The organism is Streptomyces sp. NPDC002734 (assembly GCF_040295685.1).
Classification (GTDB): domain Bacteria; phylum Actinomycetota; class Actinomycetes; order Streptomycetales; family Streptomycetaceae; genus Streptomyces.
The window spans coordinates 89,634-104,801 of the sequence record NZ_JBEOVU010000006.1 but is presented as its reverse complement, the minus strand read 5'-3'; the positions used below and the strand labels follow the sequence as shown (position 1 = coordinate 104,801).

Sequence of the window (15,168 nt, the reverse complement as noted above, 5' to 3'; positions counted from 1 at the left end):
GCCGGACCCGCCGGACCCGCTGCGGTCCGTGCCCACCTGGAGAGGAACGCCGTACCGATGCCGCACACGAACATGATCGGCTGGGAGCAGGACGCCGACGGCGTCGTCGTGCTGACGATGGACGACCCCGGCCGGCCGGTCAACACGATGAACCGCACCTGGACCGACTCGATGGGCGCCGTCCTCGACCGGCTCGAGGCCGAACGCGACGGCGTCACCGGTGTCGTCCTCACCTCCGCGAAGAAGAGCTTCTTCGCGGGCGGCGACGTCGACTTCATGAGCCGGGCCCGCCCGGAGAACGCCGCCGAACTGGCCGAGAACTGTGCCCTGCTGAAGTCGCAGCTGCGCCGCCTGGAGACGCTGGGCCGGCCGGTCGCCGCGGCCGTCAACGGCACGGCGCTGGGCGGCGGGCTGGAGGTCGCGCTCGCCTGCCACCACCGCGTCGCGCTGGACGTCCCGGACAGCCGCATCGGGCTGCCGGAGGTGATGCTCGGGCTGCTGCCCGGCTGCGGCGGGGTCAGCCGGACCGTGCGGCTGCTGGGTGTGCGGACGGCGCTCACGGAGGTCCTGCTGCAGGGGCAGCGCTACCGGCCGGCCGAGGCGCTGGCCAAGGGCCTGGTCCACGAACTCGCCGCGACGTCACAGGAGTTGCTGGCGAAGGCCCGGCAGTGGGTGCTGGAGCACCCGGACGCCGCCCAGCCCTGGGACCGTCCCGGCTTCCGGATCCCCGGCGGGGACCCCTCGCACCCGGAGCTCGCGGCGGCCCTGCCGGCCTTCGCGGCGAACCTGCGCAAGCAGCTCAAGGGGGCGCCGATGCCGGCGCCCCGCAACATCCTGGCCGCGGCGGTCGAGAGCGCGCAGACCGACTTCGCGGCCGGCGAGCGGATCGAGACCGCCTACCTGGTCGAGCTGATGACCGGCCAGGTCGCGAAGAACATGATGCGGGCGTTCTTCTACGACACCCGGCGCATCGCGTCCGGCGGCAGCCGCCCGGCCGGGCACCCGCCGCACACCGCGCGCCGGGTGGCGGTGCTGGGCGCGGGCATGATGGGCGCGGGCATCGCGTACTCCTGCGCCCGAGGCGGCCTGGAGGTGGTCCTGAAGGACGTTTCGCCCGAGGCCGCCGAGCGGGGCCGGCGGTACTCCGAGAAGCTGCTCGCCCAGGCCGTCGCGCGCGGCCGGACGAGCCGGGCGGAGGCGGACGCCGTCCTCGCCCGGATCACCCCGACCGCGGAGGCCGCGGACCTGGCCGGCTGCGACCTGGTGATCGAGGCGGTCTTCGAGGACCCCGCCCTCAAGCACCGGGTGTTCGCCGAGATCGAGCACGTGGTCGCACCGGACGCGCTGCTGGGCTCCAACACCTCCACGCTGCCCATCACCCAGCTCGCCGAGGGGGTGGGCCGGCCGGAGGACTTCATCGGCCTGCACTTCTTCTCGCCGGTCGACCGGATGCCGCTGCTGGAGATCGTCACCGGCGCGAAGACCGACGGGCGGACGGTGGCCAGGGCACTCGACCTCGCGGCGCAGATCGGCAAGACACCCATCGTGGTCAACGACAGCCGGGGCTTCTTCACCAGCCGTGTCATCGCCCGGTTCCTGGACGAGGCGGTGGCGATGGTCGGCGAGGGCCTGCACCCCGCCTCGGTGGAGCAGGCCGGCTCCCAGGCCGGTTACCCGGCGCCGCCGTTGCGGCTGATGGACGAGCTGACGCTGACGCTGCCCCGCCGGATTCGGGAGGAGACCAGGGCGGCGGTGCTCGCCGAGGGCGGGCAGTGGCGTCCGCACGGCTCGGAGGCGGTGGTGGACCGGATGATCGACGAGTTCGGGCGCGGCGGGCGCTCCTCGGGCGCCGGCTTCCACGCCTACGAGGACGGACGCCGCACAGGTCTGTGGCCGGGCCTGTACGAGCACTTCACCAGGCCGGGGCGGGAGATCCCGTTCGAGGACATGAAGGAGCGGATGCTGTTCGCCGAGAGCCTGGACGCCGTGCGCTGCCTCGACGAGGGCGTCCTGCGCTCGGTGGCGGACGCCAACGTCGGCTCGATCCTGGGCATCGGCTTCCCCGCCTGGACCGGCGGGGTGCTGCAGTACGCCAACGGCTATCCGGGCGGCCTGCCCGGCTTCGTCGCCCGGGCCAGGGAGTTGGCCGACCGGTACGGGGAGCGGTTCGAGCCGCCCGCCTCCCTGGTGGCGCGGGCGGAGAGCGGGGAGCTCTACGAGTGAGCCGGGCGCGGTGGCTCGAGCATCGGCACCAGGAACCGCCGGGCCACCGCGCGCATCTGTTCGTCGTCCTCGATGTCGACGACATGGCTCGGGATGACCAGGAAGGACGCGGAGATCCGCACCATCATCTCGGCCACCAGGTCGACGTCGACGTCCTCGGAGACGTTGCCGGCCTGCTGCTCCCGGCGCAGCCCGCCGGCCAGGAACTGGCGGACGGCGGCCAGGGTGCGGCCGCCGTCGCTGGTCATGGACGGCACCACCGCGTCCGGCTCGACGGCCATCAGGCCGCCGATGAGGGCGTTGCGGCGGATGGCGCGCAGCGAGCTGACGAAGCCCAGCTCGACCCGGTCGGCGACCGTCGCGGCGCCCTGGACGTCGTGCACGAACCGGTCGAAGTAGCGCCGGAACTCCCGCCGGACGACCTGCTCGACCAGCACGTCCTTGGTGGCGAAGCGGCGGTAGACGGTGATGCGGGAGACGCCGGCCAGCTTGGCCACGTCCGCCATGGTGGACCGCTTGATGCCGATCCGGCAGAACTGCTCGTAGGCGGCGTCGAGCAGGCGCGCGGCGATGTCGTCGTCCGGATCCGCGCCCTCGACGGCCTCGGTGAACGCTATCTCGATCAGCGACGGGACGTCCGAGGAGGTCATGAGCACCGACCGTACAGGCTGCGCGCGGGCTCCCGCCCCTTCCGGTTGTGCCACTGCCACGGGTTCCTCCCTGATGCCGCCGAACCTCTGGCGTTCATGACCCGCTTGTGCTCCTCTGGAGATACAAAGAAACGGTTCGTGTTTCACGATACCAAACGGGACGGGCGCGGCACGGGACCCGAGGAGGAGTCGGACGTCATGGACCAACTCAGCAGGCGCAGGATGCTGCTCACCGGCGGCACGCTGGGGGTGTTCGGGGCGCTGGGCCTGGCGTCCCCGGCCCGGGCCAGGTCCCTGTGGACCTGGTCGCCGGCCGGATCGGTGGCGGGCGCCGGTGCGGGCGTCGACCCCGAGTGGGTGTGGGACGAGGAGGTCGACCATCTGATGGCCTCCGTGCTCGACCGGGGCGACGTCGCCCGGGTCAACGAGGCGCTGCGCGGATGGACCCGCAACGACCAGCCGGTGCCCACCGGCCTGCCCGCCGACGTACGGGACTGGGCGGAGGAGGCCCGCCGGCTGCCCACCTGGGCGGACCGCTCGAAGCTGGAGCTCGCGGCGGACTTCAACAAGCGCCGGGGCATCTACCTCAACCTGCTCAACGGGGTGGGCGGCGGGATGCTCAGCACCGCCATCCCCCGCGAGGCGCGCGCCGTGTACTGGTCCAAGGGCGGCGCCGACATGGAGGACCGGGTCGCCAAGACCAGCCTGCTGGGCTTCGCCGTCGGCGACCTGAACGCCTACCGCCCCGACGGCAAGGTGATCGTGGAGTCGGTCAAGACGCGGATGGTGCACGCGGCCGTGCGGCACCTGCTGCCGCGGTCCCCGGACTGGGCGCGGACCAGCGGCGGCCAGACCATCCCCATCAGTCAGGCCGACATGATGGTCACCTGGCACAGCCTGCCCACCTACGCGATGCGCACCATGTCGCAGTGGAAGGTGCCGATGCCCGCCGCCGACAAGGAGGCGTACCTGCACCTGTGGCAGGTGAGCGCGCACATGCTCGGCATCAGGGACGAGTACATCCCGGCCACCTGGGACGACGCGAACGCCCAGTACCGGCAGGTGCTCGAGCCGGTCCTGACCTCCACGCGCGAGGGCGTGGAGCTGACCGACATCCTGCTGGGCCAGCTCGCCGAGCAGACCAGCCCCGGCGGCATCGACCGGCCGCTGTGCGACGCGCTGGCCCGGTACCTGGTCGGCGACGAGATCGCCGACATGGACGGCATCGGGCGCGAGCCGTTCTGGGAGGCGGCGATCCGCACCGCCTGGCCGGCCCTGGTGGCCTTCCGGGAGAAGCTGATCCCGCTCCCTCTGGTGCCGCCGCTCGCCTGGACGATCGACGAGGCCGTCCGCCAGTACATCCTCTTCTACCTCACCAAGGGGCAGGGCGCGCACATCGAGATCCCTGACACCAACCGTCCCACCGACGCGTGACATTCCAGGAGGAGTTCACACCATGGCAGACATCGACAGGCGGAGATTACTGCTCGCGGGCGCGGGCGGCGCGCTGGGCGCCTTCGGGGCGCTGAGCCTGGCCTCGCCGGCCCGGGCCAGGTCCCTGTGGACCTGGTCGCCGGCCGGGTCCGTGGCCGGCACGGGAGCGGGCGTCGACCCCGAGTGGGTGTGGGACGAGGAGGTCGACGCGGTCGTCGCGAACCTGATCGACCGCGGGCAGGTACCCCTCGTCAACGACCTGCTGCGCGACTGGGTGCGCAACGACCAGCCGCTGCCGGCCGGTCTCCCCGGGGAGCTGCGGGCCTGGATGGAGGAGGCCCGCAAGCTGCCTCCCTGGGCGAACACGACCAAGCTCCAGGCGGCCGTCGACTTCACGAAGAAGAAGGGGCTCTACACCGGCGCCCTGTACGGCCTGGGCAGCGGCCTGTTGTCCACCGCCATCCCCCGCGAGGCGCGCGCCGTGTACTACTCCAAGGGCGGCGCCGACATGAAGGACCGGGTGGCCAAGACCGCCCAGCTCGGCTACGACGTCGGCGACGTGTACGCCTACAAGCCGCAGGGCGGCATGATCGCGACCGCCGTGCGCACCCGCCTGGTGCACGCGGCGGTGCGGCACCTGCTGCCGCAGTCCCCGGGCTGGGCGCGGACCAGCGGCGGCCAGACCATCCCCATCAGCCAGGCCGACATGATGGTCACCTGGCACAGCCTCCCTACGTATGTCATGAGCAGGCTGAAACAGTGGAGGGTGCCGATCTCGGCCGCCGAGTCGGAGGGCTTCCTGCACGTGTGGCAGGTGACCGCCCACATGCTCGGCATCAAGGACGAGTACATCCCCGCCACCTGGGCCGACGCCAACGCCCAGTCCGCACAGGTCCTCGACCCGATCGTGGCCCACACGCCCGAGGGCGCGGCGCTCACCGACGCGCTGCTCGGCATCATCGCCGAGGTGGACGCCGGCCTCACCGAGCCGCTGATCAACGCGTTCTCCCGGTACATCGTCGGCGACCGGGTCGGCGACCTCATCGGCCTGGACCGCGAGCCGCTCCTCCAGCCGATCGTCAGCGGCGCCTGGCCGCTGGTGGTGGCCTTCCGCGAGGCCCTCATCCCGTTCCCGGGCGTGCCCTCCATCGCCTGGGTGCTGGAGGAGGCGCTGCGCAAGTTCGTCCTGCTCTTCATGGCCGAGGGGCGCCCCATCCACCTGGAGATCCCCGACGCCAACCGCCCCCTGTGACCCGCCCCGCACGCTGATCCGCCCACGGGAGCGAGGGGGCCCGGTTCCTTCACGGGACCCCCTCGCCTTCGCCCTTGCCGTCAGGGCGCGCCCACGGAAAGGTGCGCGCCGAACCCCCTTCCACGACGGGACGTCCACGAACATGCGCAGTGACGAGCGGGAGACCGGGTCCGCCGCGCGGCCGGGTCCGCCGGGCGGCGGGCGGGCCCTGGGCCGGCGCCGCTTCCTCGGCTACGTGCTGGCCGCGCCCACCCTGGTGACCGCCGCCGAGATCGTGGCGGCCGCGCCCGCCGGTGCGGCCACGCCGCCCTCCGAGGGCGCGGCCGTGGAGATCCCCTCCCCCGAGATCACCGAACTGGTCGACCTCAACGACGTGATGACCCTGGCGGCACTGCCCACCTCGGCCCTGATCACCGTCGAGGTGCACCAGGACGGCACGGTGTCCTTCGCCCTGCCGCGCGCCGAGGTCGGCCAGGGCATCACCACCTCGACGGCGATGCTGATCGCCGAGGAGCTGGACGTGCCGGTGGACCGGGTCCGGGTCACCCTGGCCGACGCGCGCCCCGAGCTGCTCTTCAACCAGCTCACCGGCGCCTCCAACACCACCATCTCGACGTACACGCCGATCCGGGTGGCCGCCGCCGTCGCCCGGCAGCGGCTGCTGCTGGCCGCCGCCGCGCGGCTCGGCGCGCCGGTGGGCGACCTGACGCTGAAGGCCGGCGTCGTCACCGGACCCGGCGGGCGCCGCGTCGGCATCGGGGACCTGTCCGCGCCGGCCGCGGCCCTGCGCACCGAGCGGGTGTCCGTGGAACTCAAGGCGGCCGACGAGTTCACCGTCGTCGGCCGCCCACACAACCGTGTCGACGCGCTCGCCGCGGTCACCGGCCGCAAGAGGTTCACCATGGACCTCGACGTCCCCGACGCCCTGCCGACCATGGTGTGCCGCCCCCCGACGATCAACGGCAGACCCGGCGAGGTCGCCAACCTCGCGGAGGTCCGCGCGATGCCCGGCGTCACCGACGTGGTGACGGTCTCCACGGGCGTCGCCGTGCGGGCGCGGACCTTCGGGCGGTGCATCGACGCCGTGCGCGCCCTGCGGGTGTCGTGGCGGCCGGGCACCGCGGAGGGGAAGTCCGACGCGACCGTGCTGCGCGCGCTCCGCGCCGCCGAACCCTCGCTCGGGCTGCCGCCGTTGACGCCGAGCGTGGAGGGCGAGTTCACCTTCCACTTCCGCAGCAACAGCGCGCTGGAGACCAACTGTGCGATCGCCGACGTGCGGTCCGACCGCGCGGAGATCTGGGCGTCGCTGAAGTCGCCGGTCGTCGCCCAGGAGACCCTTGCCGTCAAGCTGGGTCTGCCGGTGGGCTCGGTGCGCGTCCATGTCACCGAGGGCGGCGGCTCGTTCGGCCGCAAGCTCTTCTTCGACGCCGCGCTGGAGGCCGCCGAGGTCTCGAAGAGGATCGGCAAGCCGGTCCGGCTGATGTGGCACCGCGCCGACGACTCGCGGCAGGGCCGCACGCACCCGATGGCCCGTTCACGGGTGCGCATCGACCACCTCGGCTCCACCGTGCTCGGTTACCGGCAGCGGCACACCGGCGTGGCCACCGACCTCGGCCACGGGCTCGGCGAACTCCTCACCTCGGTGGCCGCCCAACTGCCCTTCGGCGACGCCACCTTCGCCCAGACCTTCTTCCAGCTCTCGCAGTCGATGCCGTACCGCTTCGGCGCCAACAGCCGCCTGCTGAACGAGGTCGACAAGGGCTTCAACACCGGCAGCATGCGCAACGTCTACTCCCCCGACGTCACCTGCGCGCGGGAGCTGATGGTGGACAAGCTCGCCGCGAAGCTGGGCCGGGACCCCTACGAGTTCCGGCGCGACGTCCTCCAGGACGACCGCGCGCGGGCGGTGCTGGGGGCGGTCGCCGAGGCCGGGAAGTGGGGGCGCTCCATGCCGGCCGGCACGGCCCAGGGCATCGCGCTGCACACCGAGTACCACTCCGCCAACGCGGTCCTGGTGGAGATCGACTGCCGCCCCCAGACGGTGAACCGCCCGGTCCGCGACGGGGTGGCGGGGCCGCGCGTCACCCGGGCGGTCGTCGCCGTGGACGTGGGGCTGACCGTCAACCCGCGCGGCCTGGAGGCGCAGATGCTGGGCTGCCTGATGGACGGCATCGCCCTGACGCTGACCTCGAGCCTGCACCTGCGCGACGGGTACTTCCTGGAGGCGAGCTGGGACAACTACTTCTACACCCGGCAGTGGAACGCCCCGCCGGAGGTGGAGGTGATCGTCATGCCGGACACCACCGGCAAGCCGGGCGGCGCCGGGGAGCTGGGCGTGGCCGCGTCGATGGCCGCGGTCGCCTGCGCCTACGGGCGCGCCACCGGCACCATGCCGACCAGTTTCCCGGTCAACCACGGCACGCTCTCCTTCGAGCCCAAGCCGACCGTCCCGCCCGTCCCGGCCTCGCCCACCGACGGCCTCGACCACGTCCGCTGACTTCTGGGAGCGATCCGTGCCCGTGCACACTTTCCGGCTCAACGGCGAGCAGGTCACCGTGGAGGCCGACGACGACGAGCGGCTGCTGTGGGTCCTGCGCGACCTGCTGGGCGTGACCGGACCCAAGTACGGGTGCGGCATCAACGTCTGCAAGGCCTGCACCAGCCACCTCAACGGCCGCGCCATGAACCCCTGTTCGGTCCCGGTGAAGGACCTGTCCGCCGGCGACGAGGTCACCACCATCGAGGGCCTGGCGGACACGGTGGACGCGGAGCTGCACCCCATGCAGCAGGCGTGGCTGGACCAGGACGTCGCCCAGTGCGGCTACTGCCAGCCGGGCCAGATCATGGCCGCCGTCGCCCTGGTCCGCCGCGTCGCCGAGGAGGGCCGCGGCATCACCGAGGCCGACCTCGACACCATCCGCAACATCTGCCGCTGCGGGACCTACCCGCGCATCCGGGCCGCCATCAAGGCGGCGGCGGCCGGGATGTGACGGGAGGCCCCGCGGGCGGCGGGTCGTCAGGGCTTGCGGCCGTCAGGGCTTGCGGGCGTCAGGGCTTGCGGGCGACGCCGCACACCGCGTGGGCCGGGGCCTCCGGCATCGGACCGGACAGGTGCGGCCGCCAGTCGGCGGACCGGACCACGCCCGGCTCCACCAGCTCCAGGCCGTCGAAGAAGCGGGCGATGTCCTCGGCGGGGCGCAGGTGGTAGTTGTGCGCGGACTGCGCGTTGTACGCGGCCACCGCCGTGTTCAGCGCCTCGCTGGTGTCCGTGCCGTCCGAGAGGGCCAGGTAGCTGCCGGACGGCAGGGCCTCCACCAGCGTGCGCACCACGCCCCAGGGGTCGTCCTCGTCGGGCAGCTGGCCCATGATCCCCAGCAGCGTCAGGCCGACCGGCCGGCTGAAGTCGAGGGTGCGCGCCGCCTCCTCGAGGATCCGGTGCGGGTCCTTCACGTCGGCCTCGACGTAGTCGCAGGCGCCTTCCGGACCGCTGGTGAGCAGCGCCTGCGCGTGCACCAGGACCAGCGGGTCGTGGTCCACGTAGACGATCCGGCTCTCCGGGGCGATCCGCTGGGCCACCTCGTGGGTGTTGTCCGCGGTGGGCAGACCGGTCCCAATGTCGAGGAACTGCCGCACGCCCGCCTCCCCGGCCAGGAACCGCACGGCCCTGCCGAGGAAGACGCGCTGCTGCCGGGCGACCGCCGCGAAGTCGGGGAAGGTGGTGAGGATCGCCTCACCGACCTCGCGGTCGGGAGGGTAGTTGTCCTTGCCGCCGAGGAGGTAGTTCCACACCCGCGCGGAGTGGGGGCGGTCGGAGCGCAGCCGGTCCGGCTTTTCCTGTTCGAAGAGACCCATGCGCGCAGCCTCACACGAGCCGGGCGATCTTCGCCATAGCTTGCGGGAATCCAACAGGCGTTCGCCTGAGCCTCGTTGCCGGACGGCTCGTGGACGGCTCGTCAGAGGGCTCCCTGTCCGGCGGACGGTGCGGCCACCGGGGCCTCCTTGCGCAGGTGGACCATGCCCAGGTGCGGGGCGACCCGTTCGGTGCGGTAGGGGCGGTACCCGGCGGCGGTGTACAGGGCGATCTGCTCGGTGCTGCGGTCGCCCGTGAACAGCTCCAGCCATGCCGCGTCGCCCGCCCGTTCCTCGGCCGCCGCCAGCAGCCGGCGGCCGAGGCCGCGCCGCTGGAGGCGTGGGTGGACCACGAGCCGGCCGATGTGGAAGGCGTCGCCCTGCCTGCGGCCGCGGACCGAGCCGACCACCTCGCTGCCGAGCCGCACCACGAGCAGCACGCCGGCCTCGTGGTCCGCGCGCACGCCCGCCAGGTCCTGGGTGAGCGGCGGGAGGGTGTGGTCGTCGTACCGCGCCGCCTCGCCCTGGTAGGCGAGGTACTGGAGCTTCAGTACGCCCTCGAGGTCGTCCGGCGTCGCCTCCGACACCGTCAACTCCCCTGTGTCCGGCTGCATCCGGGCCCCCCGTGTGATCGTCGTGGCGCGTCACCCTGGCACACCGCGGCCGGAGGCATCCATTCCCGGGAGGCTTTCCGGTCAGCCGCGGCGGCCCTTGCGCAGGAAGCGGCGCAGGCGGGTGAGCGGCCAGGTGGTGATCACCTCGTCCGCGGTGAGCCAGCCCCGTCGCGCGGTGGCCACGCCGAAGCGCAGGTGGCGCAGGTCGGGGACGGAGTGCGCGTCGCTGTCGACGGCGAACCGCACGCCGTGCCGCCGGGCCCGCAGGATGTCCTCGTCGCGCAGGTCGAGGCGGTTGGGGTGCGCGTTGATCTCCATGGCGGTGCCGGTGCGGGCGCACGCGGCGAACACCTCGTCGAGGTCGAACTCGATCCCGGGCCGCTTGCCGAGGATGCGGGTCGTGGGGTGACCGATGATGTTGACGTGCGGGTTCTCACAGGCGCGGACCAGTCGCCGGGTGAGTTCCTCGCGGCTCTGGCGGAAGTGCGAGTGGATGGAGGCCACGCACACGTCGAACCCGGCCAGGAAGTCCGCCGGCCAGTCCACCTCGCCGTCCGGGTCGATGTTCAGCTCCACCCCGTGCAGCAGCCGCATGCCGCCGCCGCGGTCGGTGCGGCCGCGTTTGCCGTAGGCCCCGTCGAGGGCGCGGACCTGCTCGCGCTGGGCGAGGATCCGCTCCTCGGTCATCTGCTGCATGGACAGGTCGGGCGCGTGGTCGGTGACCGCGTAGTAGGCGTGCCCGAGCTTCGCGGCCTCGGCGACCATCTGCTCCAGCGGGGCGAGGCCGTCGGTGAGGTCGGTGTGGGTGTGCAGGTCGCCGCGGAGGTCGGACTCCTCGATCAGCTCGGGCAGCCCGTCACCCCGCCCGGCCCTCTCCTCCCGGGCGGCCTCGATCTCGCCGCGGTCCTCCCGCAGCTCGGGCGGGATCCAGGGCAGGTCCAGGCGGGCGTAGACCTCCTCCTCGGTCTCGGAGACGATCTTCTCCCTGCTCTCCGCGTCGAACAGCCCGTACTCGGACAGCTTGAGCTTCTCGCGCACGGCGATCTCCCGGACGCGGATGTTGTGCGCCTTGGAGCCGGTGAAGTACAGCATCGCCGCGCCCCAGGAGTCGGGCGGCACGACGCGCAGGTCGACGGCGAGGCCCCGGTCCGTGCGGACCGAGGTCTTGGAGCGGCCGCGGGCGGTCACCTCGGAGACGTACGGCAGGGCGGCGAAGGCCTCCATGAACGACTCGGAGTCCTCGGCCGCGACCAGCACGTCGACGTCCCCGATGGTCTCCCGGCCCCGGCGCAGCGACCCGGCGTACTCGCACCGCAGGCAGCCGTCGATCCGTGACAGCGTGGCGACCACCTCCTCGGCGAGGTCGAGGGCCGCGTCGATCAGCACCCGGTCGCCGGCGGACCTCATGAGCTCCACGCCGTGGAGGATGTTCTCCTCGGTCCTGGGGCCGAAGCCCTTGAGGTCGCGCAGCCGCTCGGCGTGGATCGCCTCGACGAGTTCGTCGACGGAGGAGACCCCCAGTTCCTGATGCAGGGTGTGGGCCTTCCTGGGGCCGAGCCCCGGGATGGCCGTCAGGCGCCGCACGCCCTCCGGGATCTTCGCCCGCAGCTTCTCCAGCGCGGCGAAGTCGCCGGTGGAGAGGTACTCGGTGACCTTGTCGGCGATCGACCGGCCGACCCCCGGGATCTCCCGCAGCCCCTTGGCGTCGAGCGTGCGGACGTCGGCGTGGTGCCCGCCGATCGCGCGCGCCGCCTTCTCGTACACCCGCGCCTTGAAGACGTCGCCCCCGGTGATCGCGATCAGGTCCGCGTACTCCCGCAGGAGCTCGGCGACCTCGTCGTTGGACCTGGCCATGGGGGACGAGTGTGCAGGATCGGCGCCTTCATGCACGGCGGGGGCGGACCGGGCATCGCCGCGCGGGCGCGGGGGGCGCTCAGGCCAGGCCGCCGTTGGCGAAGAGCACCTGGCCGTTGACCCAGCGGCCGGGGCCGGCGAGGAAGGCGACGGTCCCGGCGATGTCCTCGGGGGTGCCGAGCCGCTCCGCCGGGTTCATGGCGGCGATCGCGTTGATCTGCTCCTCGCTCTTGCCGTCCACGAAGAGCGGCGTCGCGGTGGGGCCGGGGGCGACGGCGTTGACGGTGATGTCCTTGCCCCGCAGTTCCCGCGCCAGGATCAGGGTCATCCCCTCCACGGCCGCCTTGGAGGCGACGTACGCCGCGTAGGCGGGGAACTGGGTGCGGGTCACCGACGTGGAGAAGTTGACGATCGCCCCGCCCGGCCGGAGCCGGAGCGCCGCCAGCTGGGACACCACGAAGGCGCCGCGGATGTTGGTCCGGTGCATCCGGTCCAGGTCGGCGAGGTCCAGCGTCGCGACGGGCGACAGGAGCATGATCCCGGCGGTGTTCACGACGACGTCGATCCCCCCGAACGCCTCCTCGGTGGCGTCGAACGCCCGGGCCATCGCCTCCTCGTCGGCGACGTCCCCGCCCACCGCGATCGCCCGGCCCCCGGAGGCGGTGACCTGGTCACGGGCCTCCTCGGCCCGCGCCGCGTTGCCCGCGTAGTGCACGGCCACGGCGTACCCGTCGGCGGCCAGCCGCTCCACGACGGCCCGCCCGATGCCGCCGGAGCCGCCGGTCACCAGGGCCACCCGTCCTGCGGTGCTGTCGGTCATGGCTGCACTCCTCATAGAATATGGACGTACTGTTCATATGAAAGGCTACGGCGAAATGAACAGACTGTCCACAAGACGAGCGGGGTGACGTGACGATGCCCGAGAACGAGACCGACACGGGCGGGCGGCCTGGCCGCGGCCGGCGGCCGGCGGCCGAGGTGCGGGCGGCCGTGCTCGCCGCGGCGGGCCGGATCCTGCTGGACGAGGGCCTTCAGGCGCTCACCTTCGACCGGGTGGCCCGGGAGGCGGGGGCCAGCCGGACGACCCTCCACAAGTGGTGGCCCTCCCCCGGCGCGCTCGCCGCGGAGGCGTACTTCGCCCGCAGCCGTCCGGTGCTCGACTTCCCCGACACCGGCGACCTGCGCGCCGACCTCATCACCCAGCTCGGCGCCTTCGTCCGCTGGCTGAAGGAGGAGGGCGCGGAGCGGCCCGTCTCCGAGCTGGTCGGCGCCGCCCAGCTCGACCCCGGCCTGGGCCACGCCTTCGCCGAGGAGTACGGGCGCCCCCGCCGCGAGCTGGCCCGCGCCCGGCTGCGCACCGCCCAGCGGCAGGGGGTGCTCCGCGAGGACGCCGACCTCGACATCGTGGTCGACCAGCTGTGGGGCGCCCTCTACCACCGGATGCTGGTCCTCAAGGCCCCGTTCGACGCGTCGGTCGTCCCCCGCCTGGTCGACCACGCCCTCCACGGGGCGGCGCCGCGGTAGGTCGGGCGGACATGGAGGGCTGCGGCGAGGTCCCCGCGCCCTCAAGTCCAGCCGTACCGTCGCACGTACCTGCCGAGCGTTCCCGTCGCTCCGCCCGGCCCGCCCGGAGCGGGCGTCCGCCTGCACAGCCGCGTGTGCAGATGGACCGTACCCCCGGGCCCCGTTGCCTGATCGACTGTTCCCGTGATGTACGGCTCGCCAGGACGGATCGGCTCGTCGCACCGCGCGCAGAGCATCAGGCTCCCTGCGGCGTGCGGCGTGCGGCGGAAGGTGGCGCGGCTGACGGCCCGCCGCAGACGGGCGCCCACCTCACACTCGCCCGGCTCCGGCGCCCGGCACACGTCGCACGGCGGCTCCGTCTCCGTGCCCTGGCAGTGCTCCGCGAGCGCCAGGTAGGTGCCCTCCTCCTCCACCGTCCAGGGAACATGGGCGTGGGATGCGCGGGGCTGCGCAGAATGCGTCATGACGGGCCCTCCGTCGCTGCTGATCGGGATCAGCAGCATGGCGCGGCAGCACCGTCGGAACGCTCACAGACCTGTGAGCGTCACACCACCACCCACGCGGCCATACGGCTCAGTTCTTCGGTCGGCCGTCGCGTGGTGTGCAGCAGACCCCTTACCGTCTCCCGGGTTCGCGGGTGGTAGCGGGTCTGTTCGGGGGCTACGTGCCTGGCTTCGGCGAGGTGGCGGAGCGAGGTCTCGCCCAGGCCGGTCTCCATCTCGACCAGGGCACGGTCGACGAGGTAGCGGGCGCGGCGCGAGGTGAGGGTGGACGGGGGCAGCTTCACGGTGCGGGCCTGCTGCAGCGCATCGTCCCACTGGCACATGGTGATGGCGGCGCCAAGTGCGTGCAGCTGCACGTTGAGGTGCCCGAAGGACAGCCAGTGGATCTCGCGGGCCTCGCCCCCTACCCGGGCGGCGAGCTCGTGGGCTGCTCCGATGTGTCGTTCGACCCCGGCCGCGTCACCTGCTCGGGCGGCGACCGCGGACCCGCCGAGATGTACCTGTCCCGCCACGGCCAGGGCCTCCCGTGAGGAGTGGCCCTTCAGGATCTGGTGCCCCGCCTCGACGAGCCGGAGGCCGAGTGGGGAGCCCTGCCAGCCGAGAGCCCGCTTGTAGTTCCGGATTGCGGCCAGGCAGGGGTCGTTGGCCCGATCTGCGGCCCAGCCCATCCGGTCCAGTGCGAGGGCGGCCAGGTCCCTGTATCGCCACTTCAGTGCGATGTCGTGCGCGGTCCGGTAGGTGGAGGCCAGGGCCCGCCACGCCTCGGTCGTGGGGGCGGTGAGGACGAGATGGGTCAGGTCCGCGATCAGCTCGGGCAGGACCTGAGCGGCAGCCCGGAGGCGGGTGGCGCGCACCTGCCAGCACACGTGGTCGGCGTCGGCCGACAGGGCGAGGACAGGCCGGACCGGCTGGACCGGATCCGGGGCGATGTCGAACAGTGCAAGCGCCTCGCGGACCGGACGCAGGAGCGCTGCCCGGCGGGACAGCAGAAGTTCGGCCGCGGCGGCCCCTGTGAGCGTGGAGACGTCGACGCGCAGGGCCGCGGCCACGGCGGTCACCAGGTCGGCCGACGCCGGGCGGGCACCGCACTCGACCTGGTTGATCAGGCTGTAGGAGTAGGGGATGCGGGCGGCCAGCTCCCGCTGGGTGAGTCGGGCCAGCTTCCGGTACCGCCGGATGCGGGCACCCGTGTGGTCGTCGTCCAGAGAGGGCATACAGGTCTCCAGTTCCTGTCTCGTCATCCGGAACTTACCTGCGCCGCGCCG

General features: G+C 72.9%; 12 protein-coding genes. 6 read left to right on the top strand and 6 right to left on the bottom strand.

What is annotated here, in order from left to right; translation table 11 throughout:
• The first annotated feature begins 57 nt into the window (after positions 1-57).
• Complete coding sequence (locus tag ABT026_RS07925; RefSeq protein ID WP_351113226.1) at positions 58-2,223, top strand: 3-hydroxyacyl-CoA dehydrogenase NAD-binding domain-containing protein; 2,166 nt, start codon at positions 58-60, stop codon at positions 2,221-2,223.
• Here the strand turns inward: ABT026_RS07925 and ABT026_RS07920 are convergent.
• Complete coding sequence (locus ABT026_RS07920; RefSeq protein WP_351113225.1) at positions 2,214-2,873, bottom strand: TetR/AcrR family transcriptional regulator; 660 nt, start codon at positions 2,871-2,873, stop codon at positions 2,214-2,216. The two genes, ABT026_RS07925 and ABT026_RS07920, sit on opposite strands and share 10 nt — an antisense overlap.
• Before the next feature lie 198 nt (positions 2,874-3,071).
• Between ABT026_RS07920 and ABT026_RS07915 the strand changes: the two genes are divergently transcribed.
• The 4 genes from ABT026_RS07915 to ABT026_RS07900 all read left to right on the top strand — a co-directional run bounded on the left by ABT026_RS07915 (position 3,072) and on the right by ABT026_RS07900 (position 8,549).
• Positions 3,072-4,307 (top strand): oxygenase MpaB family protein, encoded by a 1,236-nt coding sequence (locus tag ABT026_RS07915; RefSeq protein WP_351113224.1) that lies wholly within the window; start codon positions 3,072-3,074, stop codon positions 4,305-4,307.
• Positions 4,308-4,329: 22 nt separating this feature from the next.
• Positions 4,330-5,559: an oxygenase MpaB family protein gene (locus ABT026_RS07910; protein WP_351113223.1), complete on the top strand. Its 1,230-nt coding sequence runs from the start codon at positions 4,330-4,332 to the stop codon at positions 5,557-5,559.
• Positions 5,560-5,701: 142 nt separating this feature from the next.
• Complete coding sequence (locus ABT026_RS07905) at positions 5,702-8,056, top strand: molybdopterin cofactor-binding domain-containing protein (RefSeq protein WP_351113222.1); 2,355 nt, start codon at positions 5,702-5,704, stop codon at positions 8,054-8,056.
• Positions 8,057-8,072: 16 nt separating this feature from the next.
• Positions 8,073-8,549 (top strand): (2Fe-2S)-binding protein, encoded by a 477-nt coding sequence (locus ABT026_RS07900; RefSeq protein WP_351113221.1) that lies wholly within the window; start codon positions 8,073-8,075, stop codon positions 8,547-8,549.
• A gap of 58 nt (positions 8,550-8,607) precedes the next feature.
• Here the strand turns inward: ABT026_RS07900 and ABT026_RS07895 are convergent, their stop codons facing one another.
• The 4 genes from ABT026_RS07895 to ABT026_RS07880 form a co-directional block, all read right to left on the bottom strand.
• Entirely contained in the window at positions 8,608-9,411 is an 804-nt protein-coding gene (locus ABT026_RS07895) for an SAM-dependent methyltransferase (protein ID WP_351113219.1), read from the bottom strand.
• 101 nt (positions 9,412-9,512) lie between these two features.
• Entirely contained in the window at positions 9,513-10,040 is a 528-nt protein-coding gene (locus ABT026_RS07890; protein WP_351113336.1) for a GNAT family N-acetyltransferase, read from the bottom strand.
• A 63-nt stretch (positions 10,041-10,103) separates the two neighbouring features.
• Positions 10,104-11,876, bottom strand: coding sequence for a DNA polymerase/3'-5' exonuclease PolX (polX, locus tag ABT026_RS07885; RefSeq protein ID WP_351113218.1), 1,773 nt, complete (start codon positions 11,874-11,876; stop codon positions 10,104-10,106).
• A gap of 79 nt (positions 11,877-11,955) precedes the next feature.
• A complete protein-coding gene (locus ABT026_RS07880) occupies positions 11,956-12,696 on the bottom strand; it encodes an SDR family oxidoreductase (RefSeq protein ID WP_351113217.1) in 741 nt (246 codons plus the stop codon).
• 95 nt (positions 12,697-12,791) lie between these two features.
• On the opposite strand from ABT026_RS07880, the gene ABT026_RS07875 reads away from it, so the two are divergent.
• Complete coding sequence (locus tag ABT026_RS07875; RefSeq protein ID WP_351113216.1) at positions 12,792-13,400, top strand: TetR/AcrR family transcriptional regulator; 609 nt, start codon at positions 12,792-12,794, stop codon at positions 13,398-13,400.
• A 544-nt stretch (positions 13,401-13,944) separates the two neighbouring features.
• Here the strand turns inward: ABT026_RS07875 and ABT026_RS07870 are convergent.
• Positions 13,945-15,117, bottom strand: a complete 1,173-nt coding sequence (locus tag ABT026_RS07870; protein WP_351113335.1) for a helix-turn-helix domain-containing protein — start codon at positions 15,115-15,117, stop codon at positions 13,945-13,947.
• Between the last annotated feature and the right edge of the window lie 51 nt (positions 15,118-15,168).